This window comes from Aurantivibrio infirmus (genome assembly GCF_054767315.1).
Genome location: NZ_BAAFSK010000001.1, coordinates 694,299 through 721,087, shown reverse-complemented (window position 1 = coordinate 721,087; position 26,789 = coordinate 694,299). Strand labels below are relative to the sequence as shown.

At 43.7% G+C, this 26,789-nt stretch carries 23 protein-coding genes; 7 read left to right on the top strand and 16 right to left on the bottom strand.

Going from position 1 to position 26,789, the window contains the following annotated elements; genetic code table 11:
• Positions 1–58 precede the first annotated feature (58 nt).
• Together purH and purD are read left to right on the top strand one after the other, a co-directional pair.
• Positions 59–1,645 (top strand): bifunctional phosphoribosylaminoimidazolecarboxamide formyltransferase/IMP cyclohydrolase, encoded by a 1,587-nt coding sequence (purH, locus tag ACYUCY_RS03395; protein WP_460225038.1) that lies wholly within the window; start codon positions 59–61, stop codon positions 1,643–1,645.
• Positions 1,646–1,702: 57 nt separating this feature from the next.
• Positions 1,703–2,989 (top strand): phosphoribosylamine--glycine ligase, encoded by a 1,287-nt coding sequence (gene purD / locus ACYUCY_RS03390; protein ID WP_460225037.1) that lies wholly within the window; start codon positions 1,703–1,705, stop codon positions 2,987–2,989.
• A gap of 77 nt (positions 2,990–3,066) precedes the next feature.
• Here purD and ACYUCY_RS03385 read toward each other — a convergent pair whose 3' ends face one another.
• From ACYUCY_RS03385 to ACYUCY_RS03355, 7 genes are all read right to left on the bottom strand, one after another.
• Positions 3,067–3,891, bottom strand: coding sequence for a mechanosensitive ion channel family protein (locus ACYUCY_RS03385; RefSeq protein ID WP_460225036.1), 825 nt, complete (start codon positions 3,889–3,891; stop codon positions 3,067–3,069).
• A gap of 158 nt (positions 3,892–4,049) precedes the next feature.
• Positions 4,050–5,189: an OmpA family protein gene (locus ACYUCY_RS03380; protein WP_460225035.1), complete on the bottom strand. Its 1,140-nt coding sequence runs from the start codon at positions 5,187–5,189 to the stop codon at positions 4,050–4,052.
• 248 nt (positions 5,190–5,437) lie between these two features.
• A complete protein-coding gene (locus ACYUCY_RS03375) occupies positions 5,438–8,062 on the bottom strand; it encodes a CHASE2 domain-containing protein (protein WP_460225034.1) in 2,625 nt (874 codons plus the stop codon).
• Positions 8,063–8,073: 11 nt separating this feature from the next.
• Positions 8,074–9,432, bottom strand: a complete 1,359-nt coding sequence (locus tag ACYUCY_RS03370; RefSeq protein ID WP_460225033.1) for a FecR family protein — start codon at positions 9,430–9,432, stop codon at positions 8,074–8,076.
• Between the two features lie 150 nt (positions 9,433–9,582).
• Positions 9,583–10,278 carry a response regulator transcription factor gene (locus ACYUCY_RS03365; RefSeq protein ID WP_460225032.1) on the bottom strand — a complete coding sequence of 232 codons (696 nt, stop codon included), beginning with the start codon at positions 10,276–10,278 and terminating at the stop codon, positions 9,583–9,585.
• A gap of 63 nt (positions 10,279–10,341) precedes the next feature.
• Positions 10,342–11,826, bottom strand: coding sequence for an AAA family ATPase (locus ACYUCY_RS03360; RefSeq protein ID WP_460225031.1), 1,485 nt, complete (start codon positions 11,824–11,826; stop codon positions 10,342–10,344).
• 21 nt (positions 11,827–11,847) lie between these two features.
• Complete coding sequence (locus ACYUCY_RS03355; protein WP_460225030.1) at positions 11,848–12,810, bottom strand: MBL fold metallo-hydrolase; 963 nt, start codon at positions 12,808–12,810, stop codon at positions 11,848–11,850.
• A gap of 335 nt (positions 12,811–13,145) precedes the next feature.
• On the opposite strand from ACYUCY_RS03355, the gene coq7 reads away from it, so the two are divergent.
• On the top strand, positions 13,146–13,811 hold the full coding sequence (gene coq7, locus ACYUCY_RS03350) for a 2-polyprenyl-3-methyl-6-methoxy-1,4-benzoquinone monooxygenase (RefSeq protein WP_460225029.1): 666 nt from the start codon (positions 13,146–13,148) through the stop codon (positions 13,809–13,811).
• Positions 13,812–14,026: 215 nt separating this feature from the next.
• Here coq7 and ACYUCY_RS03345 read toward each other — a convergent pair whose 3' ends face one another.
• Entirely contained in the window at positions 14,027–14,449 is a 423-nt protein-coding gene (locus ACYUCY_RS03345; RefSeq protein WP_460225028.1) for an OsmC family protein, read from the bottom strand.
• Positions 14,450–14,814: 365 nt separating this feature from the next.
• Between ACYUCY_RS03345 and crp the strand changes: the two genes are divergently transcribed.
• Positions 14,815–15,450, top strand: coding sequence for a cAMP-activated global transcriptional regulator CRP (gene crp / locus ACYUCY_RS03340; RefSeq protein ID WP_460225027.1), 636 nt, complete (start codon positions 14,815–14,817; stop codon positions 15,448–15,450).
• Between the two features lie 151 nt (positions 15,451–15,601).
• Here crp and ACYUCY_RS03335 read toward each other — a convergent pair whose 3' ends face one another.
• The 8 genes from ACYUCY_RS03335 to rpe form a co-directional block, all read right to left on the bottom strand.
• Positions 15,602–16,468, bottom strand: coding sequence for a class I SAM-dependent methyltransferase (locus tag ACYUCY_RS03335; protein WP_460225026.1), 867 nt, complete (start codon positions 16,466–16,468; stop codon positions 15,602–15,604).
• A 194-nt stretch (positions 16,469–16,662) separates the two neighbouring features.
• Positions 16,663–18,519 (bottom strand): M2 family metallopeptidase, encoded by a 1,857-nt coding sequence (locus tag ACYUCY_RS03330; RefSeq protein WP_460225025.1) that lies wholly within the window; start codon positions 18,517–18,519, stop codon positions 16,663–16,665.
• Between the two features lie 99 nt (positions 18,520–18,618).
• Positions 18,619–19,416 carry an indole-3-glycerol phosphate synthase TrpC gene (gene trpC, locus ACYUCY_RS03325; protein ID WP_460225024.1) on the bottom strand — a complete coding sequence of 266 codons (798 nt, stop codon included), beginning with the start codon at positions 19,414–19,416 and terminating at the stop codon, positions 18,619–18,621.
• A gap of 18 nt (positions 19,417–19,434) precedes the next feature.
• Positions 19,435–20,469, bottom strand: a complete 1,035-nt coding sequence (trpD, locus tag ACYUCY_RS03320) for an anthranilate phosphoribosyltransferase (RefSeq protein ID WP_460225023.1) — start codon at positions 20,467–20,469, stop codon at positions 19,435–19,437.
• A gap of 48 nt (positions 20,470–20,517) precedes the next feature.
• Complete coding sequence (locus ACYUCY_RS03315) at positions 20,518–20,907, bottom strand: tautomerase family protein (protein WP_460225022.1); 390 nt, start codon at positions 20,905–20,907, stop codon at positions 20,518–20,520.
• A gap of 14 nt (positions 20,908–20,921) precedes the next feature.
• A complete protein-coding gene (locus tag ACYUCY_RS03310) occupies positions 20,922–21,506 on the bottom strand; it encodes an anthranilate synthase component II (protein WP_460225021.1) in 585 nt (194 codons plus the stop codon).
• 18 nt (positions 21,507–21,524) lie between these two features.
• Positions 21,525–22,991, bottom strand: a complete 1,467-nt coding sequence (gene trpE / locus ACYUCY_RS03305; RefSeq protein WP_460225020.1) for an anthranilate synthase component I — start codon at positions 22,989–22,991, stop codon at positions 21,525–21,527.
• Between the two features lie 391 nt (positions 22,992–23,382).
• On the bottom strand, positions 23,383–24,051 hold the full coding sequence (rpe, locus tag ACYUCY_RS03300; protein ID WP_460225019.1) for a ribulose-phosphate 3-epimerase: 669 nt from the start codon (positions 24,049–24,051) through the stop codon (positions 23,383–23,385).
• A gap of 112 nt (positions 24,052–24,163) precedes the next feature.
• Between rpe and ACYUCY_RS03295 the strand changes: the two genes are divergently transcribed.
• From ACYUCY_RS03295 to ACYUCY_RS03285, 3 genes are all read left to right on the top strand, one after another.
• On the top strand, positions 24,164–25,201 hold the full coding sequence (locus ACYUCY_RS03295; protein ID WP_460225018.1) for a DUF3530 family protein: 1,038 nt from the start codon (positions 24,164–24,166) through the stop codon (positions 25,199–25,201).
• A 171-nt stretch (positions 25,202–25,372) separates the two neighbouring features.
• A complete protein-coding gene (locus ACYUCY_RS03290) occupies positions 25,373–25,921 on the top strand; it encodes a TerB family tellurite resistance protein (RefSeq protein WP_460225017.1) in 549 nt (182 codons plus the stop codon).
• 75 nt (positions 25,922–25,996) lie between these two features.
• Entirely contained in the window at positions 25,997–26,599 is a 603-nt protein-coding gene (locus ACYUCY_RS03285) for a YrbL family protein (RefSeq protein ID WP_460225016.1), read from the top strand.
• Positions 26,600–26,789: the final 190 nt, after the last annotated feature.

The window sequence follows — 26,789 nt, the reverse complement described above, 5'->3', positions numbered from 1 at the left end:
TTTATCGAACCCAAAGTATTCACAGCAAAACGTTTAATACCTTTCCGAGTAATTCTTCATGAGTAAAAATTCCGACAGCGGTCTCGTTAAAATCAACCGCGCATTAATCAGTGTTTCCGATAAATCTGGGGTTGTTGAACTAGCGCAGGCCTTACAAGAATTCGGAGTCGAAATTTTCTCCACCGGCGGCACATTTAAGCTGCTCAAAAGCGAAGGTATCCCGGCTATTGAAGTAGCAGATTACACTGGCCATCCTGAAATGATGGATGGCAGAGTTAAAACGCTACACCCTAAGATCCACGGCGGTATCTTAGGTCGTCGCGGCACCGATGACGACATCATGGAACAACACGGTATTAAAGCCATCGACATGGTGGTTGTTAATTTATACCCCTTTTCGCAAACCGTTGCCGATCCGAACTGCTCTTTAGAAGATGCTATCGAAAACATCGACATTGGTGGCCCAACCATGGTTCGTGCCGCAGCAAAAAACAATAAAGATGTCGCTATTGTCGTCAAGCCCAGCGCTTACTCAGAATTAATTAGCTCGATGAAAGAACATGACGGTTGTCTATCACAACAACAACGTTTTGATCTCGCCATTCAAGCGTACGAACATACGGCGGCTTACGACGGCGCTATTGCAAATTATTTTGGTCGTTTAGTTCCCGGTGGGAGCGAGCAATTTCCACGAACTTTTAATATGCAATTCGAAAAGAAACAAGAATTACGCTACGGAGAAAATCCGCATCAACATTCTAGTTTCTACGTTGAGCCAGGCATTAAAGAAGCATCGATTAGCACTGCAAAACAACTGCACGGTAAAGAATTATCCTATAACAATATTGCCGACACCGACGCCGCGTTAGAAGCCGTTAAACAATTTTCTGAGCCCGCCTGTGTCATAGTAAAACACGCCAACCCTTGTGGCGTTGCCGTTGCTTCATCAATTTTAGATGCTTATGAATTAGCTTTTGCTACCGACAGTGAATCTGCTTTTGGCGGCATACTAGCATTCAATCGAGAATTTGATGAAACCACCGCTCAAGCGATTTCACAACGCGGACATTTCGTCGAGGTGATTATCGCACCTAGCGTTAGCGATGCTGCTTTAGCGATCTGTGCACAGAAAAAAAATATACGCGTACTCAGCTGCGGCCAATGGCAAGCCAACCAAACTGCTTTGGACTACAAACGTGTTAATGGCGGACTATTAGTACAAGACCGAGATCTAGCGGTAATTAATGAGAGCGATCTCAAAGTCGTCAGCGAGCGTAAACCTACAACCGCGGAAATTTCCGATTTATTATTTGCCTGGAAAGTCGCTAAGTTTGTAAAATCAAACGCTATTGTTTATGCGAAGAATTTACAAACTATTGGTGTCGGTGCTGGACAAATGAGCCGAGTAAACTCCGCTCGAATTGCCGCAATTAAAGCCGAACACGCAGGCTTAGATGTTAAAAATTCCGTTATGGCATCTGATGCTTTTTTTCCATTTAGAGATGGCATCGATAATGCAGCATCGGTTGGCATTAGCTGTGTCATTCAGCCCGGTGGCTCAATGCGTGATGATGAAGTTATTTCTGCGGCCAATGAACACGAGATGGCCATGGTATTTACCGGCATTCGTCATTTTCGCCATTAACAGAAAATTGTTAACTGAATTAAATAACAAACAAGATAATCGAAACAAAGAATTTTTATGAAAATACTTATCGTTGGTAGTGGTGGTCGCGAACATGCTCTTGCCTGGAAATGCGCGCAATCTGAACGAGTTGAAAATGTTTATGTCGCGCCGGGAAACGCCGGTACAGATCTCGAGAAAAATATTGAGAATGTAACAATAGATGTAATGGATTTCGCCAACCTGGCAAAGTTTGCCAAAAAAGAAAAAATAGATTTGACTATCATCGGTCCCGAGGCACCCCTTGTCGCAGGTATCGTTGATTATTTTCAAGAACAAGGCCTTCGTTGCTTTGGTCCAAGTAAAGCTGCAGCACAGCTTGAGGGGTCTAAAGCATTCACCAAAGATTTTTTGGCCCGGCACAATATTCCGACCGCTGACTACCAAAGTTTTACCGAGATAGAACCAGCCCTTAAATACATCGATGAAAAAGGTGCACCGATAGTTATTAAAGCCGATGGGCTAGCGGCGGGTAAAGGTGTTATCGTCGCCGAAACTGTTGCGGATGCGAAAGACGCTGTCGAAGATATGCTGTCAGGGAATTCTTTCGGCGAGGCCGGTTGTCGTGTTGTCATCGAAGAATTTCTGGAAGGTGAAGAAGCGAGCTTTATTGTTGTCGCCGATGGTGACCATTTTCTTCCGATGGCAACGAGTCAAGATCATAAGCGAGTTGGCAACGGTGACACCGGATTAAATACGGGTGGCATGGGTGCCTATTCACCGGCTCCAGTGGTTAATGATGAAGTGTATGATCGCGTTATGAATGAAGTCATTGTTCCAACCATTAAAGGCATGGCAAAAGAAGGAAACTCTTTTACCGGATTCCTTTATGCTGGTTTAATGATATCTGCCGACGGCGCCCCAAAAGTTATCGAATATAACTGTCGACTCGGAGATCCCGAGACTCAACCAATATTGATGCGTTTAAAGTCTGATTTAGTCGAAATTTTTGAAGCAGCAATCGATAAATATCTGGATGAGATGCAAAGTAACTGGGATCCTCGTCCAGCTGTTGGTGTAGTTCTCGCTGCCGGTGGCTATCCTGCAAGTTACAAAAAAGGTGATGTGATTATTGGCTTACCAAAAAAGGAAATTTCGGGAGAAAAAGTTTTCCACGCAGGAACTCAGAACGACGGTGATAACATAGTCACCAATGGTGGTCGGGTTTTGTGTGTAACTGCTTTGGGAAATTCCGTAACTGAAGCGCAACAGCGAGCCTACAAACTAGCTAACCAGATCAGCTGGCAAGGTTACTTTAAAAGAGATGATATTGCCTATCGGGCAATTGAAAGAGAACAAAACTAGAGAATTCTAAGATTTAGAAATCGACATAAAAAAAGGGCAAGAATTAACTTGCCCTTTTTTTATGTCACCCAATTTATCTAAGCAGCGTCTTTCTGAACATGAACATCCATTTGTGGAAACGGAATTTCAATACCTAGGTCATCAAAACGGTTTTTAATTTTCTCATTCAAATCGAAGGTAGTTGGCCAGTAATCACCACTCTTCACCCAGGGACGAAAAACAAAATTAATCGAAGAGTCCGCAAGCTCTGCCAAACCAATAGTGACGTCACGAGTGGTTAACACTCTCTCGTCCGCCGCTGCGATTGCATTAAGTTCATCTTTAACCTGCTGAATATTAGAACCGTAGCCAACCCCAATCACCATATCTATTCGTCGTTCAGCTTGCGTCGAATAATTCACGATATTTCCGCCCATCAAAGAAGAATTGGCAACAGTAATAGTTTTATTATCACCGGTTAAAATTGTCGTTGCGAAAATGGAGATATCAGAAACGGTGCCTGTAGCGCCGCCCGCCTCCACGAAATCGCCCACCTTACAAGGGCGGAATAAAATTAACATTACGCCAGCAGCAAAATTCGATAACGAACCTTGCAACGCGAAACCAACGGCCAAACCAGCGGCACCAATAATGGCGACGAAAGACGCAGTTTGAATACCCAACTGACCTAATGCCGCAATACAAACCATCACAAGGAAAATGTAATACAGCAAATTTTTAATAAAAACAGTAATTGTTTTGTCGACAGATCGAACATCCATCGCTTTTTGAATCAATCCCGTTGCCAATTTGGCTAGCCATTTACCAATAAGGAAAATTACCAACGCCAAGGCGATTTTCGTACCGTAAACGATCAAAAGCTCAGGTGCCTGCTCGGCAAGCTTACTAATATCAAAATCCATTACTCTACCCCTTTATCTAATGTCATTCGTCTCACAAAATTGTCAACCGAAACCTGACGAGATGATATGTTCATTTGGGCATCTATTCAAATAGTTAACGATTGTAAAAAGGGCATGTTAGCCATGCCCTTCAAACGAACAATCAGTATTTTAGAATACTACTGGCGGGTTTCTACAGTCGCGCTGACAACTCCAACTACACGACGGTTACTTGCTCGACCTTCCGCTGTATCGTTCGTTGCGATAGGGCTTACTTCACCTTTACCAATCGCCGAGACGCGATCACTCGCGACACGAAGCTGATTAACCAACACTGCGGCTACCGCTTGCGCACGACGTTCCGATAATTGCTGGTTATAGCTTGCTGCACCACGATCATCGGTATGTCCTTCAACAACAACTTTCGTCAGTGGATATTCTCGCATGAAGTTAGCGACTTCTTGGATCTCAGGAACATATTGGGGCTGAATTTCCGCGGAGTTATTGGCGAAATTGATTTCCAGTTCAATCTCTCTGGTTTCCGTCAAAATAATATAACAGCCACGTTCATCGACCTTTGCTCCAGCACTTGTGTCTGGGCAATTATCCGCACTATTTACGACGCCATCATTGTCACTATCAAGTTCGCAGCCAGTGCTGTCTACTTGCCGACCGCTCGGTGTATTTGGACAGCGATCTGCCGAATCAAAAACACCATCGCCATCACTATCTACCGGAGCGGCAGTCGCTGGAGTCGAAATCGCAGCTGGTGCGGAACGACGAGCGCCAAAAATATAATTTAGACCAACACCAAGCCATACATCTTGATCTTCTTCATCAAGGCTATCGAAGAGTCTTACATCGCCGCGCAAAGATAATCGCTCAGTGAAAAAGTATTTTACGCCGCCGCCTATTCCCACAACGGTTTCGTCGTAATCTGTTCCGTTATTGTCAAACCTATTTTCACCAACACCTGCGGCGAGAAAAGGTTGAAATTTAGTATCAGTATCAAAGTTGTACAGCATATCGATTCGAATTTGATCGAGGTCAACGTCATTACCATTGCTGGCATCTACCTCTGTGCCCAAGGTTAGATAATTTAATTCGCTCGCCCAATGCTTATTAAATTGATAACCGACGCCCAAACCGAGTGTTCCCTGGTCCTTTAAATTTCGGTCAGTGCCAAAGGTGTAATAGCCGATATTGGGATTTATATAGACGCCACTATCAATATCTTGAGCACTCACACCTTGTGTGGCTAATACAGGTAAAGATAACGCGATTAAATAACAGCCTAATTTTTTTGATGCGTATTTCATTTTTAATTCCTCTGTTGAAGCAAATTTTTTCGGGGCGATTCTAACCCACTCGATGCCACAACAGCGATTATCTTCGATCGAAAATGAGAAGTGTGTAAAACATTGTCAAATCCACTGAGAGATTATTGATAAGACCTGGCATTCGTTGCTGGTAACTTTTACACCTGGTAAACGAGGGGACTTTGGCGGATGCTAATACTTTTTTCCAGTTCTGTGCTTGCCGGTATGAATTTAATGAAACCTGGCTTTTATTCTAGGGAATCAACTTCGACTAAAAGAGGGAAAGTAATGGTGAATTCTGTGCCACGACCAAAAACACTTGATACATTTATCGTTCCACCGTGCCTTTCAACAACCAAATGTACGAAAGCCAAACCCAAGCCCATACCACCGGGGTTTCCTTGCTTTATCGTTTCAAATCGCTCAAATAGCTTTGGCAGCAAGTCGTCGTGAATACCCACACCATGATCACGTACCGACAATTGAACTACATCCCCTGCCCCTCCTAATCGTTGACAACTTAGATCAACCTCAGACCCCTGCTCGCTAAACTTTATTGCATTACTCAGTAGATTTGATATCGCCCGCTCGATCAATTCCGCGTTACAACGGATTACAAAATCTTGTTCTGTACCGTGAACACGAATATTAATACCTTTGTGCTGAGCTAGCGGATACATTTGTTCTGCAGCATTTGCAACAATGTCACTTAAATTACTAAGCTCAAAATCTTCTCGCTGACTATCTTCCGCTTTTGCCAAGTGTAGAAATTTGTCGGCGTATGACAAATTTTTCTCTACATAGCTTTCAATTTGTTTCAAAATATTCTCAAAGCTAGTTTTATCTACCCCGTCACGGCCGATAGAACCATTGTCAACTTCGTACCTCGCCTTCTCTATCAAGGCCAATACCGAGGTCATCGGCGAACGCATATCGTGAGACAAAAATTGCAATGTATTCAACCTGGCACGCTCTATAGCTCGTAATGTAGTAATTTCTGTGAATGAAAAAACTAAAACTTGATCCTGTTCCGACGCTAGTGCCAGGCGTTGAGCCTGACAGACAAAAATCCTTTCACTTTGTGGCTGTACAACCTCCGTAGTAATCGCCAATCCCTCTGTCGCCAGCTTGTGTAATGATTCCGACCATGAAAAATCCGAAGATGTCCGCAGATCTAATAACGGCGATGAGATATTTCGACTGCTTTCAGGTGAGACGTTAAAATTTTGTTTAGCCTTTTGATTGAAATTCAAAAGTCTACCGGATAGATCACAGATCATTATTGCCTCAGGCAACTGATCAATACTTTTCTGTATCAACAGCTGTGCTCGCCATGCGCTATCACTGGCGTTCTTTAAATCAAGCACTGTTTGTTCTACGACTTCAACACCGTAATGGCGAGCCCTGCTAGCATCAACAGAGCGCATAATGCAACGATCCAATTGATCCTCTAATTTCGGAGCGGGTTTTTCAGAGCGGTAAACTTGCAACTCAAAGGAAGTCGATTTCGAACGAAATTGCCTTTTCGATAATTGTTGTGGTTTCAAATCATCCTGTTCGCTTAGCCGCGCCCACAACTCTAAGTCGTCGCCACTTTTAGCAACCGCCTCATTGGTATCGAGATTCAGAATTCGCCAATTGATCTCAGGATATTGAATTTCTATAAAAGGAAGAGCTGCAATAACTCGATCCACCAAATGAACTTTTTTTGCTCGATACATACGAGCAATAGTTTTTAATTCGAACTGCAAAAATCCCAATGCTTTCTCTAAGCGCTGCCAACTCCAAAAAGGGTAGAAAAGAATAATCGCTGCGACAACACCGCTAGGTGCGAACCAATACCGACCGATACTTAGGGCGGCAAAACAGGTCAACAGAACCGCTGCCAATACAGCCCAGGTATAAATTAAAAAGCGACGTGGTGATAACATACTAAGTAAAGCGATGAGCACGAAAATGATGACACCCGTTAACAATTGATGGGTTACGTGACTCGAAGGTGAGATAAACGCTTTCGTTCTTAACGCTTGAAAAATATCGACATTTATTTCTACGCCATTCATTCGACCCACCGGCGTCGCGAACATATCCCCAAGTCCAGTAGCCGTCATCCCAACAAAAATAATTTTATCTTCCAAAAAAGACTGAGGGAAATTACCATTTAAGACATCGACGTAAGAAAGCGTTGTTACACTGCCAGAATTTCGAAAAAACGGAATTAAATTATAGTAATTTCGAACAATCAGCATCGGAGATGTTCCCGTCGACAAGTTTTCCGAACTTACACCAACTCGCTCGATCGACCTACCTTCGATGGCCTCTAATAAACTCAAAGAAATATGTGGCCAGTAAGCTTGGCCAACACCTTCTTGCAAAAACAGCGCTCGACTTACACCATCTTCATCACGCTCGATATGAACGTGACCCAAAATTCCCGAGGCATAGGCGAATTCCGCGAGCGGCATTCGCTCAAGTACTTGGCCTTCATGTTGAATTTGTTCAAATATTACTGGTAGGGCTACTTTGTTGCTGTCGGATATTGCTTTTGCAAAAAGCGCATCATCGTCAGCGTATGCAGGGTCTTTATCAATAAAAATTACATCAAAAACAACCGCTAGAGAGTTCGCTTCCGTCAATCGATCCAGGAGGGTGGCGTGATAAGATCGGGACCATGGCCAGCGCCCCAAAGCTTGTATACTCCTGTCATCAATCGCAACAATAACAATATCTTCCGGTACAGCAGGTGATTGCCAATACATAAATCGATCGTAGATTAGGCGATCAAGTGGAAGCAACCAATTCCAACGTACAACACAAACGCCAAAAATTGCGATTAATAAAAGTAAGAATCCATGACGAAGATATGCGCGCATGAATTAATAAACTACAACATGCCAACGATAATAAAAAAAGTCACGATCAACGATAGTTTTTTATCCCATTGACTGGGCGACCACTCGCCTACTTTTCCAGGCAGGCTGCGAGCGCCAGCAGAGTTTACGCCGCGCACTCGTGCAAAATATTTCGATTTTTCTGACACTGGAATATCAACAGTAGTTGATGATGTTTCAAGCATAGTCACCACGTTTTTAAATTCTGCATCTGTAGCAAGCTCTATTTCATAGCTCTCCGCGCGATCGACCTTCTGCCACGACATACGTAATATTTTGTCGTCAACCATTTTTATTTTGTCATTCACATCTGGCCCTGCAAACAATGCTTCAATACAAACACGTTTTATCGCAGGCAAACCATGTAAGGTCTGCCGGTCAATGGCGCTGACGGAAATTCTGTAGCACTGCTCTCTTAAGTTGCTCCACTCGAAATTCGTCGTCGTTAAAATATGCGAATCAATCAAATCTGCGCTTTCAGTATCGGATAGCAGATCTAATTTGTAAGTAATCGCCCCCTCGACCGCAAGCCATTCGCTTCGCAAATCTACCATTTGAATATCTAAAGTGTCCTTCCATTCAGGAGCAGATAATAACTGGATGGGTGGAGGTGCAGGTTGGTCGCGATTAACGATAATCCCAAAGCCTCTATTTACTAGCTGATTATCCACACTCGAGGCAACATCGACCGCCCCTTCAATCACCTCGGATTGCAATACCTCCACATTGTCGTCATCAATTTTTGCGCTAACCCTAAAGTTTGTTCCGCGCACCGCCGCAACCGCACCAGGTGTTTCAATTTGAAAACGAATCTTATTTGTTTCTCGTTCCGGAACCCGGGTGGTTGCCGAGCCTTTTTTTAGTCGTAATCGAGAATCCACCATACCGGTCGCACCGTTCGCTGATAGCGCATTCAACTCTAACTCACTATTCTCCTCTAAAATAAGTATGGAGCCATCTGCGAACCTCAATGTTGCCGAGCTTTTCTCTCCAACGATAATACTTGTTCCGATGGTAAGTTTATCGCCCGCGACTGCAACACTTAACTCTGGGCTAGAAAATTTTCGATAGTGAACGACACCGCGAAAGAATGTAATGGTGACCGGATCAGGAACCGTTTTTAACCACTCAATAGGAAATTTGATAACCGTTCCTGGGGGGATTTGACGTTCATATTGAACATTATTGGCCCTTCCTATTTCTTGCCAGCAACTTGCGCGATTAGTATATTCAAGACACAAGTCCCAAAGCGTATCTCCTGGCCTAACTGCATACAGCCAGTCTTGCGCCTGTGAAATCATTGGCAGTAAGATTAGAAAACTATAAACAAACAATATTTTAATGCGATTCACTCATGCCCCCTGGCGAAATTCTTAGTTTACCCGCCGACAAGTAACTTAATCCTGAATTTAATTTTTAGACTATAAACAACAAACTTTAACGATATATTTACTTACAACACGAATCATATTCAAGGTGAAAAATATCAGAATTCGTAGCAGTTAATGTGTTTTTTCAAACCTGTAACCATGCTGATAAATTGTTTTTATTCGATAACCCATCTCGGGACCAATTTTTAACAAGCGTCGCACCTTACTCACGTGGCTATCGACAGTACGCGTATGAATAGCGGCGGAAACTCCCCACAATGTTTTCAACAGATAGTCTCGAGAAAATAATTTACCTTCATTCTGCAGCAGAAAACATGCAACCTGAAATTCTTTATCCGTTAATTTTATCGTATCGTCTGATACAGTGACTGATTCGGTTTTTTTATCGATCTTAATTGGGCCAACTTCTATTAGATCACTGGATTGCTCCAACCCTGCGCGCCGACTTAATGACTTAATTCTCGCCATCAACTCACCTTGACGAAGAGGCTTGACAAGATAATCGTCCGCCCCTTCCGTAAGTGCTTTAATAATATTTTCTTCGCTATCGCGCTGAGTCGCGAAAATTATTGGTGTTTTTAAAGATAATTCCTTACGCACATGGCGCAACACCTCGACACCATCTTTATCCGGCAACTCCCAGTCAAATATCATCAGATCAAAACAATCACTTCTCAATGCGTCCAGTAATTCATTCGCGGTTGCGAAATGACTCACTTCATAGCTCTCAATCTGTAACCAATTGCTCACCATTTCCGCTTGCGGAATATCATCTTCCAGTAGCGCTATATGAATAGCTTTATCCATTGCATTAGTCCCAAAATGTATATTTATTCAGCTGGCCTCGCGGCCTCGAAAATTCTTTAAATTTTAATTTGCACTGACTGTTCTACCATCGGCCCATTGTCGTAATCCCGCGATTTTTTCCGCCATCACAACCGAAAGCGGCGAAGTATTTCTAATTTCTTCCAAGACTAAAGAACAGCTTAAATCCTGCCCCTGGGCGGCTGAAGTATAAATTGCTGCAACAACCGCTTGCTCAATCTCTGCCCCAGAAAAACCGTCCGATGCTTCTGCTAGAACAGTTAACGCATCTGCATCCATCGAGTAGTCACGTTTAGCCAAATGAATAGAAAAGATTTCTCTACGCACATCAAGACTGGGTAAATCAACAAAAAATATTTCGTCTAAACGACCTTTTCTAACCAGCTCAGGGGGCAAGCGTGTAATGTCATTACTGGTCGCTACCATAAACACCTTCACTTTACGTTCCATCATCCACGTTAATAGAGTGCCTAATACTCGTTGCGAAGTGCCGGTATCATTCTGATCTTGAGAAATACCTTTTTCAATTTCATCTAACCACAATACACAGGGCGACATCACTTCGGCGAGCTTTAAAGCTTCGCGTAAGTTGCGCTCTGTTTCGCCAAAAAATTTATTGTACAAGGCACCAAAATCCATTCGTAGCAAGGGCAAACCCCAAACGCCAGCAATGCATTTCGCGGCAAGGCTTTTCCCTGACCCTTGTATTCCCATCAACATAATTCCTTTCGGAACATCAACGCTCACATCACCGTCTTTTAAAAACGGTTCTCGACGTTCTTCTAGCCACGCTTTTAATCGTGTTAGGCCACCAACGTTAGAAAATTTATCGGTATCGTATTCAAAACTTAATACGCCATCCATTTCCATCAAGTCAAATTTCGCTTTATTTATCTCGGGAATATCTTCTTCAGAAATCGCGCCATCATCAACAATGGCTCCTCGCGCTAAACGATGTACTTCGGCATGACTCATGCCACGAAGGTTTGCGACCAGCTTATCGATCGTTTCGGCATCAGTTTTTACGCGCTTATTTGCATGAGTCTCCGACCAATGTTTCGCCTCTTCTCTCACGATAGCCATAATTTCTTCATCGCTAGGCAATGACATTTTAACCACCGCACTATAGCGAGATAGTTCAGCAGGTACTTTTAATTGATGACTCAAAAAAACCAAAGTGTTGGGTATATGTGAGTGATGCTGAGCAATATCTTTTAACAGGCGAACATGGAGTGGCTCATCATTCAGGTAGGGGTGAAAATCGCAAAGCACGAAAATGGCGGGCGTTAGAGATGCCTTTATATGTTCGAGAATAGCCTTCGGATCCGTGTGCTCAGCGACGGAGGCGACTTGCGGTCCAAAGTTTAAGCGTATTAAACCATCGGTAACAGACCAACGAAATATATTTCGTTTTCGCTTTTTGGCAACTTTTATTATGGTGTCGGTCGCTCGTTTTTCATCGTAGGTTTCGATTACGATAAGTGGGACACGTGAATCCAGCATCAAACCTAAATCATATGTATCTTTCATTGCTTCACATTTTATTGTTGATTATTTTGATTCTTGGTTTTCGAGATAAGTGAGCCACACGTCGAGTCCTTGTGCATTTAGACGCAAATCTCCTTCCAGCAATTCTCTCTGTCGCTGAGCGGATAAAGAACTTCCAAACTCCATCAATTGTGTGAGAGTGTAATTTGTTAAAGCATGTTGAATTTCCATTTGACGATCAGGAAGACTTTGACACTGCAAAGCAATATCCACGTAAGCATCAATATGCTCTTTAAATTGCTGCGCATGCGCTTGCGATGCTTCAACCATTCCGTAATGGGTCAAGAAAAAATATTCCGGATATAAACCCATTAGCAAGTCGACTGATGCTTTCAAAGCATTGGGTTCAAACTGCACAGGAGTTGTGGTTGGGAGAATAAAATTTTTCCCATTTTCGCATAGCTCTTTATACACAACCCCCATTGTATCGCCAGAAAAAACACCTTTACTTAAGCTATCGAAAACACAAAAGTGGTGGAAAGCGTGGCCGGGAGTATCAAAAAACTTTAATTGGCGATCACCTAAACTCAATGTAAATTGATTATCTGCAATAATTACACGCTCTTCAGGAACCGGTATTAATTCTCCGTAATTCTCTTGAAAATATTCGTTACCATAAACTGCGATAGCTCCTGCTTGTAGTTTCGACGGCTCAATCATGTGGCGCGCACCGCGAGGATGAACAACAAGTTTTGCATTGGGCAATGCTTGTATCAATGCGCCCGCACCCCCGGCATGATCTAAATGGACATGGGTAACAATAATGAAGTCTACGGCTTCGCGCTCATAACCATGGGTTTGAATAAGATCAAGAATCGCAGGTACAGTATGAGTCGTTCCGGTTTCAATGACTGCGAGTCGGCCTTGATGCTCCATCAAATAACACGCCGCTAGACCAGGCCTGCCGAGACCGGTATCGATGCTACTTATTCCGTGAATTAGGCTTTGATATCGAGAGGTGTCCATTGCGACCCTTTTTGCGTCTTGGTATTCGGATTTTAAATTGCGAACTGTTATTCGCATCTATTTAGAGAATCAAGCTCTGATAATACGTGGATTATTACTGTCGATATGTTTTTTATATTGAAGGAGCAATAGTAACCAAGGCATCTGAGCGTGCCAAGAACTAGTGATAAGTTTTTAAATCGCAACCCAACAAAGAAAGGCACATGTAAGAGTTACTTTCAGGCGCTAAAAAGATTCCATATCCCACGAAAAGCTTATATACCGCTCCACCTTGATACTATTTCCCGCTTTTCAAATGGTTAAGCGATCAGAATTCAAGTAAACTCCTCCGTACCATGAATGAAGCATCTGACAATAACGCTCTGCGGCATAAATCTTTTCTAGATCGTGTGATACTCGAAGTCGATCACGCCTTAAAAACCATTGCGCCTCAAACGAGAAACAACTCTCGCCCTACCCCCACTCCTATTGAAAGCTCTCAACCACTTGATGATTGTGAAACAAATCACTCTGCTGGTTTAATGCGCGTCAACCACACCGGCGAAGTCTGTGCACAAGCGCTTTACCAAGGACAGGCTCTCACTGCTTCACTACCTGATGTGCGAGAAGAAATGAAATTAGCGGCGGAAGAAGAAATTGATCATTTGGCTTGGTGCGAAAATCGTTTAACTGAATTAAATAGTAGCCCCAGCGTCTTAAATCCTTTCTGGTACAGCTCTTCTTTTGTCCTCGGCGCCATGGCTGGATTGATTAGTGACAAAGTCAGTTTAGGATTTGTCGCAGCGACCGAAGAACAAGTTTGCGAACATTTGGAGGGCCACCTGCAAAGCCTTCCCGAAAAAGACCTAAAAAGTAGGACTATTGTGACGCAAATGCTAGAAGACGAACGCAAGCATGGTCACTCAGCACTAGCTGCCGGGGGAATTGAGTTTCCGAAACCCATTAAATCTGCGATGACTTTAGTTTCAAAAGTGATGACGACGATCAGCTATAAAGTTTAAGGCCTCTGAATAAAAGAGTGTGTTTTCACGCTAGCGCCGTGCTCGTATTCTCATTTACTCTTCGTAAACTCCGGTTCTCCGCGCCTTCCTGGCTAGCGTAAAAATCTCTCCTAACTCAAAGAACCCTTTGGCCTTTTAAAAAAAATTGTCATAGCGCGAGATAAGCAAAATTTTCATTTTTAGCTATTAGCTGCTTCCCAACAGAAATTAAATTCTTATTCTGATTCAACAATTTTATAGTCATGACTCAATTCAACGCCGGCGGCTTCTAGCATAATCGACGCGGAACAATATTTGGTTGCCGACAATTCCACAGCACGCTTAACCTGAGCCTCTTTCAGGGCTGAACCTTCAACAATAAAGAGCATTTCAATTTTTGTGTAGACAGCGGGAATGGCATCGGCGCGGGTCGCTTGGATTTCCACCTTACAGTCACGCACTTTCTGACGCGATTTTTGCAATATGCTCATTACGTCGAAAGTTGCGCATCCGCCCAAGCCTAAAAGAAACATTTCCATAGGGCGAACACCCATATTTCGGCCACCGTGGTCTTCAGGGCCATCCATCACCACGCTATGTCCACTACCGGACTCGCCAATGAACATCGCCCCATCGACCCACTTAACTGTTGCTTGCATCTCGCTTCCCAATAACTAATTTGTTGATTTTTGTGACAACATTGGCATTTCGCCTTTTTATCGCCCCAATTTGTATGGTTTATTTCGACAGATTTTTCAAATTGGCTAGAATAACATACCCGGCTTGGCAGAAAACAAGAAACCTAAGCGGTGTAAGTGGCATCAGAATACTCCAGTAAGTTCTTGTTTTTATTGTGGACAGACTGGATTCCCTACCCAATACCGGACATAATGCCGCACTTAAATCGACAAATAACTAATAATTTTAAAGGGCAATAGTAAAAAGTACGTAAGAGCAGCGCCGATACATTTCACCGTTATCGACATTGTCACAGCCCGTTGAAATTTACTTGAGGAACTGCACTTTGGTCGCTGTATCACTCACACCACATATTCGAAACGTCGAAGATTTTTTGGCCCATTGCCATAGAAGGCGTTATCCAGCAAAAAGCACGCTCATATACGCGGGCGATAAAAGCGATTCCCTTTACTACATCATTAAAGGCTCCGTCACCGTATTAATTGAGGATGACGAAGGTCGAGAAATGATTGTCGCCTACCTCAACGATGGCGATTTCTTTGGTGAGATGGGTTTATTCGGAGATGAAGACCCACGTAGTGCTTGGATTCGCGCCAAGACTGAGTGCGAAGTGGCGGAAATCAGCTACAACAAATTCGAAGAACTCACCGAAGAACACCCTGAATTCTTATTTGCCTTGGGCACGCAAATGGCCCACCGCTTACGCAACACGACCCGGAAAGTGGGCGATTTGGCGTTTTTGGATGTGACAGGACGAGTAGCAAGAACCTTGCTCGATCTTTGTAAAGAACCCGATGCGATGACTCACCCAGATGGCATGCAGATCAAAATTACTCGTCAAGAGATCGGAAGGATAGTGGGCTGCTCTCGGGAAATGGTTGGGCGAGTCTTAAAAACCCTTGAAGATCAAGGACTTGTATCTGTAAAGGGCAAAACAATGGTGGTATTTGGGACGCGTTAGCGTTGATTGAAAATTTCACCGAGAATTATCAGGCAATATCTTAAAGAGCAGTATGATGTCGCTCTTAAGCCCCCCAAAAAATCTTTACTGCGAAATTTTTACTGCAAAGTTCTAAGCTTCAGAACCCCGCAAGTTTCAAGGTCTGAGCTCCTCAACTAGCTACTTTCCTCAACAATAAGTGCCGCATTGGCATACCAACATCGTCTTCTACAACTTCAAAGCCGTGCTGATTAAACAATTCATTATTAGCGACCTTGTGCCAAGAATCGAGAAAAGGTTCGTGGATAAAACGCGCAACAATACAAAAATACAAAGCCTGCAAACCATACTTTTTACGCATCTGCCAAGCACCCTGATAGCGCTGGGTCGGAGAGGGCTCACAAACCGCCACCAAGCCACCCGGCTTCAAGATGCGTTTAAACTCATCAAGCGCCATGCGGATGTATCGGGGGGGAATTTCATGCAGCACAAAACAAGCTGAAATGCCTTCAAATCGCTCATCTTGGAATCCCGTGTCTTCGACTAATCCCTGGGTAAAACGAATCATAGGGTGATCTTTAGCGGCATGCTGTAATAGATAAGGCGACGCGTCTAAGCCCCACACATCCTTGACCCCCTCCTGATAAACTGCCTTGGCCGTTGGCCCCCCTGCACAGCCAACATCCAGTACCGAGACACAGTGCTTTAAACTATCCGCTATTCGCTTTCGCGCTGGCGCCATGGCACCCAACATGGAACGATCGAAACCCGTGATGTAACCGCGAGTAATTCGCTTGGAGTAATTGCCATTCGGCAAACCATGGAATTCTTGTAAAAGATATTTAGGTAGCTGGTACTTATCTGTGAGCTGCGGAGGGACACTAACGGGAGAGCGCTTGGAGCCTAAAAGACTGCGAATAAGCTGAAAAAAGTGATTGGGGCGCCACAATTGCAACTGGTCCGCCCATGAATCAGGCAATTCAATATTCGCCCAATCGGGTACATCCGGATCTGTGCCCGTAGTTGTAATGGAGTTCATCCTCAGCCCCAAGCCTTCCCAATCAATAAAGTCATTAGCTATCACAAATCACGAGGTCAAAATTTTCCATATTATAGCAACGTTCTATTTCATGCTGGAACTATGCTGATCAAGATCTTTAGCCGATCGTCCCCGTTATTTCACAGCCCGATAGAGCTCACGCCTTGCTCACTAAGGTTTAAATTTGTCAGGGCTTACCAACCACACTGCCGATCTTTATTTTGCTCGTCTAACCAGATTTTTAAAGGCGCAAAATAATCAATAATCGCAGAGGCATCTAACTCCCGTTGACCCGTTATGGCTTGCATCGCTTCTTGCCAAGGTTGACTGGATCCCATCTCTAACATTGCATTTAACTTCGCCCCAGCTTCTTTATTCCCATAGATAGAACAGCGATGTAAGGGGCCCTCATGTCCCGCCGTGTCGCAAAGTGCTCGATGAAATTGAAATTGCTGAATAAAAGCGAGGAAGTAACGCATATAAGGCGTATTCCCAGGGATGTGATATTTAGCACCGGGGTCGAAATCGGCTTCGCTACGTGATACTGGAGCGGCAACACCTTGATACTCTTCGCGCAAGTTCCACCACGCTTGATTGTATTCCGCCGGTGTCACTTCGCCGTTAAATACCTGCCAGCGCCATTTATCGACCATCAAACCCCAAGGTAAAAAAGCAATTTTATCTAAGGCCATTTTCATTAAATAACCCAAGTCTCCGCTTGCATCGGGCTGCTTATCCAACCAACCAATATCAACTAAATATTTGGGTGTAACTGATAAGGAAATCGTATCGCCAGTGGCTTCGTGAAAACCGTCGTTCGCGCTACCTTGAAATAATACAGACTGGTCTTTATAGGCACGCTGATAAAAATTGTGGCCTAGTTCATGGTGAATAGTTTCAAAATCTTCCGCGGTTTTGTCGATGCACATTTTAATTCGCAAATCGTCTTTGCCATCCATATTCCACGCGCTGGCATGGCAAACTGCTTTGTGGTCGACGGGCTCGACAAACATTGATCGCTCAAAAAAAGTTTCTGGCAAAGGATCAAAACCGAGTGAAGTAAAAAATGCCTCAGCGATTTTTACCATTTCTACTTCGTCAGTAATATTTTCTCTGACCAAGGCATCGAGATCAAAACCCAAATCTGTATTTTCTGGCTTAACTAGATCGTAAATGTTACCCCATTGTTGTGCCCATTGATTGCCAAGTAAATGCGCGGGAATTGGACCGGAGTCCGGAACAACTTCATCGCCATAATGCTCATTGAGTTCGGCACGAACATGGCAATGTAATGCGTCATAAAAAGGTTTAACTTTTAGCCATTGGTTATCGGCATCTAAAGCAAATTCATCCGCGCCCATATCGTATTTAGATCGCCAAAACACACTGAGATTTTCGTAACCGAGTTCTTGCGCGCCTTCATTTCCGATTTCAACTTGACGCTCATACAAGGGCTTCATTGGGCGAGAAATTTTTCGCCAACCTACCCAAACATCTTTTAGTTCTTCTGGGTCACGACTGGTGCTCATAATATTTTCGAGTTTGTCGCCCGACAAACACTCTTCTTGCTCGCCGTTTTGCCGACAATATTCTCCCGCACCATACATAGCATTCATTTTAGAACCGATTTCAGCCAGCTCTTTTGATTTCTCAGAGTCTTGTGGGGCAGGGAAAACCAATACTTGTTTTAGCGCTTCTAACTTTCTGCGGTCCAACGCATCAAGATCTAAGTCATTAAACTTCGCCGCTTGGCTTGCCAACTCTATCGATAGGTCGGTAAATCGCTGACTAGCAATGGATTCAACGATTTGACTATCGTAGCTAATATTAGTGTTGGCAAGCCAAGCAGCGTGAGATAGCTCTTCTCCAGCTTGCGCCAATCTCGTTTCTGCGTCAGCCAAAAATGCCACAGCCTCTTCAACAGTGGGCACCGGAGTATTCGAAGATGCATCAAGTTCCGCTTCATGCTCACCCACCGACCCGGAATCTTGTTCACAACCGACCAATAACGCAGCTAAAAAAACTGCTGAGAAATAAGCTAGATTTTTCATATAAATCCTCGCGTGATTTAATCGCTCAAATGTAAAAGACGAACTGGATCAGACAAACCACAAAAATTATTATTAGCATAACTTTAATCCTGAAGTTTGCTAACTAAACATTTCCATTAGACGCATGCCTGGGTCATCAGCACGCATTAGCTCTTCACCTACCAAGAAAGAGTGGACGTTATGGCCGCGCATTGCCGCCACATCATCGATAGTGCGAATACCGCTTTCAGTGACAACAATTTTATCTTCAGGAATCTTTCCCAACAAACCAAAGGTTGTTTCTAGGCTGGTATCAAAGGTCTTTAAGTTACGGTTATTAACGCCAATCAATTTATTAGAGACTTTTAGCGCTAGCTCTAGTTCGACGCTATTGTGAACTTCAATTAGCACGTCCATGCCCAACTCATGAGCGAGATCATTTAGGCGCTGCATTTGTTCAAACTCCAAAGCAGCAACAATTAACAAAATACAGTCCGCACCAATCGCTCTCGATTCAATGATTTGGTATTCATCAATCATAAAATCTTTTCGTAATACGGGCAGCTTACTCGCAGCTTTCACTTCTTTTAGAAAACTATCTGAACCTTGAAAAAAGTCTACGTCTGTCAATACTGACAAGCAGGCTGCATTGCCTTTTTCATAGCTTTTTGCTATTTCGGCAGGAAAAAAGTCTTCTCGTATAACCCCTTTACTCGGCGATGCCTTTTTTATCTCAGCGATTACCGCCGCATGCCCATTTGCTAGCTTTTTTTCAATGCCTCGAACAAATCCTCTTGGTTCAGCTTGCTCCGCAATTAGCGCGTATAACTCAGCGATGGATTTATTTGCCTTACGCTCCGAAACTTCTTCGTGTTTACGATTAATAATTTTATCTAATACCGTCGCAGATTTGCTCACGTTGTTTTCCCTAATCAATTATTCTTTGAAACAAGCGGTCAGTTCGACTAACTCGTTGAGTTTACCCAGCGCTAAACCGCTGCCGATTGCATCTTCTGCCATCGCGACGCCTTTTTGTAAATCATCCACTAAACCACTCACATAGATCGCCGCACCGGCATTTAGTGCAATAAGATCTGCCGCTTTTTGAAATTGCGAAGTGTTGCGTTTACCCAAAGCCCCTTTTATCAGTTTAAGTGACTCCTCAGCATTAGCCACCGATAAACCCTCTAAATCTTGACTATGTATGCCAAGATCTTCTGGACTCACTGAATACTCTTTTATTACACCATTATTGAGTTCAGCAACGTTGGTCGGTCCGGCAAGCGAAAATTCGTCAAGGCCGTCGTTAGAATGCACCACCAAAACATGTTCACTGCCAAGTATTTGTAACACTTCTGCCAGTGTTTTACATAAGGCTTTGTCGAATACACCTATTACCTGTCGCTTCACGCCCGCGGGATTTGTCATTGGCCCAAGTACATTAAATATTGTCCGTAGTGCTAATTCTTTTCGAGGACCAATTGCATGCTTCATCGCACTATGATGAGAAACCGCAAACATAAAGCCAACGCCAATTTCTTCGACACATTTTGCAACTTGCTCGGGAGAGATCGCTAAATTAACTCCCGCACACTCAAGTAAATCTGCACTACCGGTAGAACTTGTAACCGAACGATTGCCATGCTTTGCAACATGGGCACCGGCTGCCGCTGCAACAAATGCCGAGGCGGTCGACACATTAAACAAGTGTGAACCATCACCCCCTGTGCCGCAGGTATCCACAAGGTGCTTAGATTTTATTTCAACTTTGGTTGAAAGCTCTCGCATCACTTGAACAGCACCAACGATTTCTTCAACTGTCTCACCTTTAATTCTCAAGGCAACTAAAAAACCGGCGATCTGTGCCGGCGTAGCGTCACCCGTCATAATCTGACGCATGACGATTGCCATATCATTGGTACTTAAATTCTGAGACTCAACGAGCTGCGTAATGGCAGTTTGAATATTCATAAGGTAATCCAATTATTATAGTTTTATCAAACATCAAAGAAAAAATTCCTAGATGGTGATCGAATAATTTAATTTAACTTCATCTCCATGAAAGCCGCGAAAACCCCAATTACAGGGCACACTCTCATAAATGCAGATTTCAATATCTTGCTGCTTAATACCGACTTGCTCTTCGATACGATCAAAGAGCAAACGAATCAACTTTTTACGTGTTGATTCATTACGCCCTGTCATCATCGTAATTTCAATTATCGTATAAGCGTCACTTCTGTCTGCGGGATACAGCATGTCGTCTTTATCCATCGCAAATAAACGATGGGCGCGTTTGTCCTTCGGAAATTGCAAAGCCTCCACAATACAGTCATGAATAACCTGCGACAATTTTCCGCGATGTTTATTGAGTGATTCTTTAATTCCGTACACTTTAACTTGAGCCATAATGCTAGCCCTCGTTAATTAGACATGTTTAAGAAATTTCTCAATAAGTCATGACCGTGCTCTGTCAATATCGATTCGGGATGGAACTGCACCCCTTCAATTGCCAGTTCTTTATGTCGCACCCCCATGATCTCGTCAACTTCACCTGCTTCGTTTTGCGTCCAGGCGGTAATTTCCAAGCAATCGGGCAGGGTTTCTTTATCAATAACCAAAGAATGATAGCGAGTCGCCTCAAACGGATTATTAAGCCCCTCGAAAACCCCCGTATTGCTGTGATAAATCATCGACGTTTTACCGTGCATAACAGCACGTGCGCGAATAATTTTCCCGCCAAAGGCTTGGCCAATGCTTTGATGTCCTAAACAAATCCCTAACAGCGGAATCTTTCCCGCGAAAGTTTCTATTGCAGCAATTGATACGCCCGCTTTATCGGGCGTACAGGGGCCGGGGGAAACAACAATTCGCTCAGGTTTCAATGCAACAATTTCTTCAATACTTAATTCATCGTTGCGAATCACTTTTACATCAGCTTCTAGTTCACTTAAATACTGCACGACGTTGTAAGTAAAAGAGTCGTAATTATCGATCATTAATAACATGCTAAATCTCCTGAATGCCTATTGGACCATATCGACGGCGCGAAAAATCGCGCGGGCTTTGTTCATGGTTTCTTTCCATTCCAATTCAGGAATAGAATCTGCAACCACACCGCCACCGGCTTGTAGATATAAGACTTCGTCTTTTACCACCGCCGTTCGTATTGCAATGGCAGTATCCATATTGCCGTTCCAAGAGAGATAGCCAACGGCACCACCATAGATGCCACGTTTTTCTGATTCCAATTCATCAATTATTTCCATCGCCCGAATTTTGGGCGCGCCAGATAAAGTACCCGCCGGTAAAGCAGCACGCAGTATGTCCATTGCACCTAAATCTGGTTTTAATTTTCCTGTTACATTTGAGGTGATGTGCATGACGTGAGAAAAACGCTCTACTACCATTTTTTCCGTCAAGGTAACGCTGCCGGTTTCTGCGATCCGCCCCACATCGTTGCGGCCCAAATCAATCAGCATTAAATGTTCAGCGATTTCTTTGGGATCTTCAACCAACTCTTTTTCCATTGCCAAATCTTCTTCCTGTGTATGGCCGCGTCGGCGAGTTCCGGCAATCGGTCGCACGGTTACTTCGCCGTTTTCTAAACGCGCTAGAATTTCCGGACTGGAGCCCACCACATGGTGATCATCTAAATCTAAGAAATACATATAAGGTGAAGGATTTAAACAACGTAAGGCGCGATAAAGATTGAGTGGATCCGCATGAAAGGGCAAAGACAAACGCTGTGATGGCACCACTTGCATGATGTCTCCCGCCAAGGCGTACTCTTTAATTTTTTCTACCGCCGCAAAATACCGCTCTTGTCCATAATGAGAACGAAATTTCTGCTCCGAATTTCCATCCGGCTCTAACTTCATCGCCTGCGTTTTTGGTTCAGCACTTTGCAACTTGCTTTCTAATTCATCCAGACGCGCTTCTGCGTTCTCTAAAGCGTTGTCGTTCGCCGGATCAGCATGCACGACGATGCTTAACTTGCCCGCCAGATTATCAAAAACCAAAACCTCGTCCGATACCATCAACAAAATATCTGGGTTGCCGATCACATCTTCTGGTTGCGAATGTTTTAATTTTTCTTCGACGTAACGAACACAATCGTAACCAAAATATCCAACCAAACCGCCATTAAACATTGGTAAATTTGCTAATTCCGGAACGCGAAATCTTGATTGAAACTCTTCAACAAAAGCTAAGGGATCGCTCATTGTGTGAGATTCGATAAGATCGCCATTCTTCAACACCTGAATTTCTTCACCGAAGACTTTGATAATTGTTTTCGCTGGCAATCCGATCATTGAATATCGACCCCATTTTTCACCACCCTGAACGGATTCGAATAAATAGGAGTATGGGCCGCGAGCGAGCTTGAGATAACTAGAAAGGGGGGTTTCAAGATCGGCAAGTACTTCTCGCACCACGGGGATACGATTAAATCCTTGCTCTGTTAACTGTTTAAATTGTTTGGCATTCATTTTACTTCCTCATCACTCAATAGCCTTGCAATCACAGGAATGCAATTAGGTATTGAACGGCTTCTCTTAAAAAAGAGAGTTTTATATCGAGAGTTTTCGCATCGAGATTCGCTGCCTATTGTTAAGGGCAAAGTTGATGCGTACAAAGATGGGAGCCACGGCGGCGTCCCGAACAGTACTAGCGTCGCCAACGCCAGCGGATAATCGGAGGAAGGTCTACACTTGTGGTTATTGTTGAAAATTTCATTTTCATCACAGTCGTTATTAAACACTTGCTTCACTCGTTGTCTGAACGCTTATTTCTTTAGCTGAAATACAGAGCCAATTCGAGTGGGCGGCTATTTTAACCAAGCTTTACCGCTTTGACTAGCCCAATTCCCCGCTTGATCCGTTAAGCCTGATCTAACTCTGAACGCATCTCTTTGATCACGCTCGCGTAATCCTTCTGACCAAAGATCGCGGTTCCAGCAACGAAGGTGTCTGCCCCTGCCGCAGCAATCTCGCGGATATTGTCGATTTTGACCCCACCATCTATTTCCAAACGTATCGGCTTATCGATCGCATCGATCAACTGTCGAGCCTCACGGAGCTTGTCTAAGGTATAGGGGATAAACGATTGGCCACCAAACCCGGGGTTAACTGACATGAGAAGCAGCATATCCAAGCTGGGTAGAACATGCTTAATTGACTCCAGACCCATAGCAGGATTGAGTACCAAACCTGCCTTGCAGCCTGCTTCGCGAATCAGCTGCAGGGAGCGATCGACATGCTTGGAAGCATCAGGATGGAAAGTAATATATGAAGCGCCAGCCTTAGCAAATTCGGCAATCAGGTTGTCTACCGGTTCTACCATTAGATGAACATCAATCTCTGCGGTGATGCCGTAATTTCTCAACGCCTTACAAACGACAGGACCAATCGTTAAATTGGGTACGTAATGGTTATCCATCACGTCGAAATGAATCATATCCGCACCAGCCTCTAAGACCGCTTTCGACTCCTCGCCTAGACGCGCAAAATCCGCCGCCAATATAGAAGGTGCAATTTTAAAATCCGACATTTGTCTCACCACCCGAAAAAAAACGCCATTGTACTGAATTAGGCTCGGCGGAGAAAACTTTCGCTACTTTCTTTCATCACTAAGCGCTCCGATTCAAGTTTTGGATCTCGACTTGAAAATTGCCGTCTATACTCAAAGCATGATTAAAGGTATGCAAGAAAAACGGGACACCCTCTATAAGCCGCTACTGGCGCTCGCTACCGTGGCTGTCTTGCTTTTCGTACCCAGTGTTTTTGCCCAGACGACAAGCCCAGAATCAGATAATGCCGACAAGAGCCCAGTGGCTACGGCTCTAGAGAAAGAAAAGAAACATGCCAAGTTATTGTCTAACTTCTTCAAACCTGGCGTAGTCGTCTGGATAAAAAATGCCGACGAGCAATTTTTAGCACTGCACGAACCTGCACTTCAAGGTCAGCCAAAAGGAGTGGTGCTGTTAATACATGACGCCGGTCAACACCCTAACTGGCAGGGCCCACTTTCAACTCTGCGGGAATATTTACCTGAAAAAGGCTGGTCCACGCTCTCTATCACCCTGCCCGATCCCGAGACCCCCAAACCCCCTGCTCCACCGACAGCGGAAGCTTTGGCTGCGGCCGCGACTAACATCGGCACAGAAATTCAACCCACACCCGGGGAAAACGAAAGCAAGGAAGTCTTTAACGATCAAACCAACAGTATTGGCGACGGCACGTTTGTTCCCACCGGCCCTGGCGACATAACAACACGCGAACCGAGTGAAATCGAGAGTATTGCTAGCGATAGAATAATCGCCGCAATTGAGTACCTCCAGCAACAGCAAATAAACAAAGTCGTCATTTACGGACAGGGCATTGGCGCAACGAGAGCGGCCGCCTATGTGCAAGAAACCGGTGCTTTAAATGGTTCTATTCAAGCGATAATCATGGTCGATGCTTACAATACGACACCACTCAAAGAATATAATTTGCTCCTTGCGCTCAACAATCCAAGCCTTCCAGTATTAGATATTCAAACACTCGATACAGAACCATTACGCCGAGACGCAAAGTCACGTCAAAACCAAGCACGCCGCAATGATCTCGAAGCCTACCAACAAATTATCCTTTCAAATGATGATTCGGAATTAATAGCAAAAAGAATTTACGGGTTTTTATCTCGGCATTTTGACTAAAGAGTTTTTTAAAGAACATACTGTAAGAAATCGCTCCGCAATTTTTTGCGCTTAGTTCAATTTTAGAACAATCAAATCTATTCCTGAATGGAACAGTATTGCAATTCAGCGGAAATATTCGCAAAATGCCTCACATTCAGCCGTCATTGGAAGCGCGCAAAGGAATCTCTCATGCATATCATAATTGGACTTATAACCGCAGCTGCAGGGCTTATTTGGGCGATCGTCAGATTACAAAACTCCGGCTTTAACTTAGTTGGCTTTCTAAATGCAATAAACCCATTTTTTTGGTGGCGCCGAAAACAATGGCAACAAAAAGTCGGTGCCCGCCCTTTACATCAGATACAAAAACCAATGGAAGCGGTTGCAGTTTTATTAGTAGCGAGTGTAAAAACTGAAGGAGAAGTGAGTCGCGAACAGAAACAAGAAATCATCCAATTATTTATTAGTGAATTTAAACTCACCAATCAAGATGCGCAGGATTTATTTGCCGCAAGCGCTTTTATGCTACAAGACGTCAACGACATGGTTGCCGAAGTGAAAAATATTTTAACGCCCAACAAAGCGAGCTTTACCCAAAACCAAGCTGAATCTGCAATCGAGTTATTGCAAAAAGTTTCCATGCTCGACGGCGAAGTGTCCGCGATTCAACAAGCAATTATCGATGGCACTCGGAAAGAGTTAATAAGCGAAACCAAAACTAAAGATAAATGGGATTAACATTTTCTTCCAAAACTACCTAAGCACCAAAAATACAGCTACCAAATTATTCAGAAAGAAATTCTACCCAAGACCATGCTTCAATTAAATTCTAGTCATTATGTTGGCAAAGGCCTGCACCGCGTTTGTTATGTCCATCCAGACCAGCCTCGCCTCTGCGTTAAAGTTGTTGTAAATGGTAACAATCAAGAAACAAAGCGCGAGTATGATTACTACCAACACCTTCAAAAACGCAATATCGACTGGACTATGCTTCCTCAATTTTACGGTGAAACCCCCACAGATCAGGGTAATGCTGGAGTGTTTGATTTAATTCGCGACTACAACGGCGAAGTATCAAAAACCTTGGCAAGCTATCTCAGCTCAAATGATATATCCGAGCAGGAAGCAAGCGCTATCTGCGAGGCCTTCATGACCCTTAAAAGCTATCTACTGGATAATCGAATTGTCACGATGACAATTAAGCCTAAAAATATATTATTTCAAAAGAGTAGCGCTACCAGCGGCAAGCTCGTCATTGTCGACAACATTGGAAATTCCGATTTTATCCCTATAGCTAACTACCTCACCTTTTTTGCTCATAGAAAAATTATGAGAAAATGGCGCCATTTCGAGACCAACATTTTAAGCGCTTACAAAGATAGCCTGATCTCTCAAAAGATCGCCTTAAGCCGCTAATCTTTCCGTCTTCATTGAACACCATAAATCATTTCAAAATGTTATTCCGACCATCTACGGACGCGAGTATTTTTCGATACCCGTTTAGCGTGCTAGTATCCCTGCCATCAAAGGCTTTTAGATCAAACGTACTTCGATTGTGAATACCAACGTTGTATCAGTTCCCCATCACAAGAATAAATCACACACT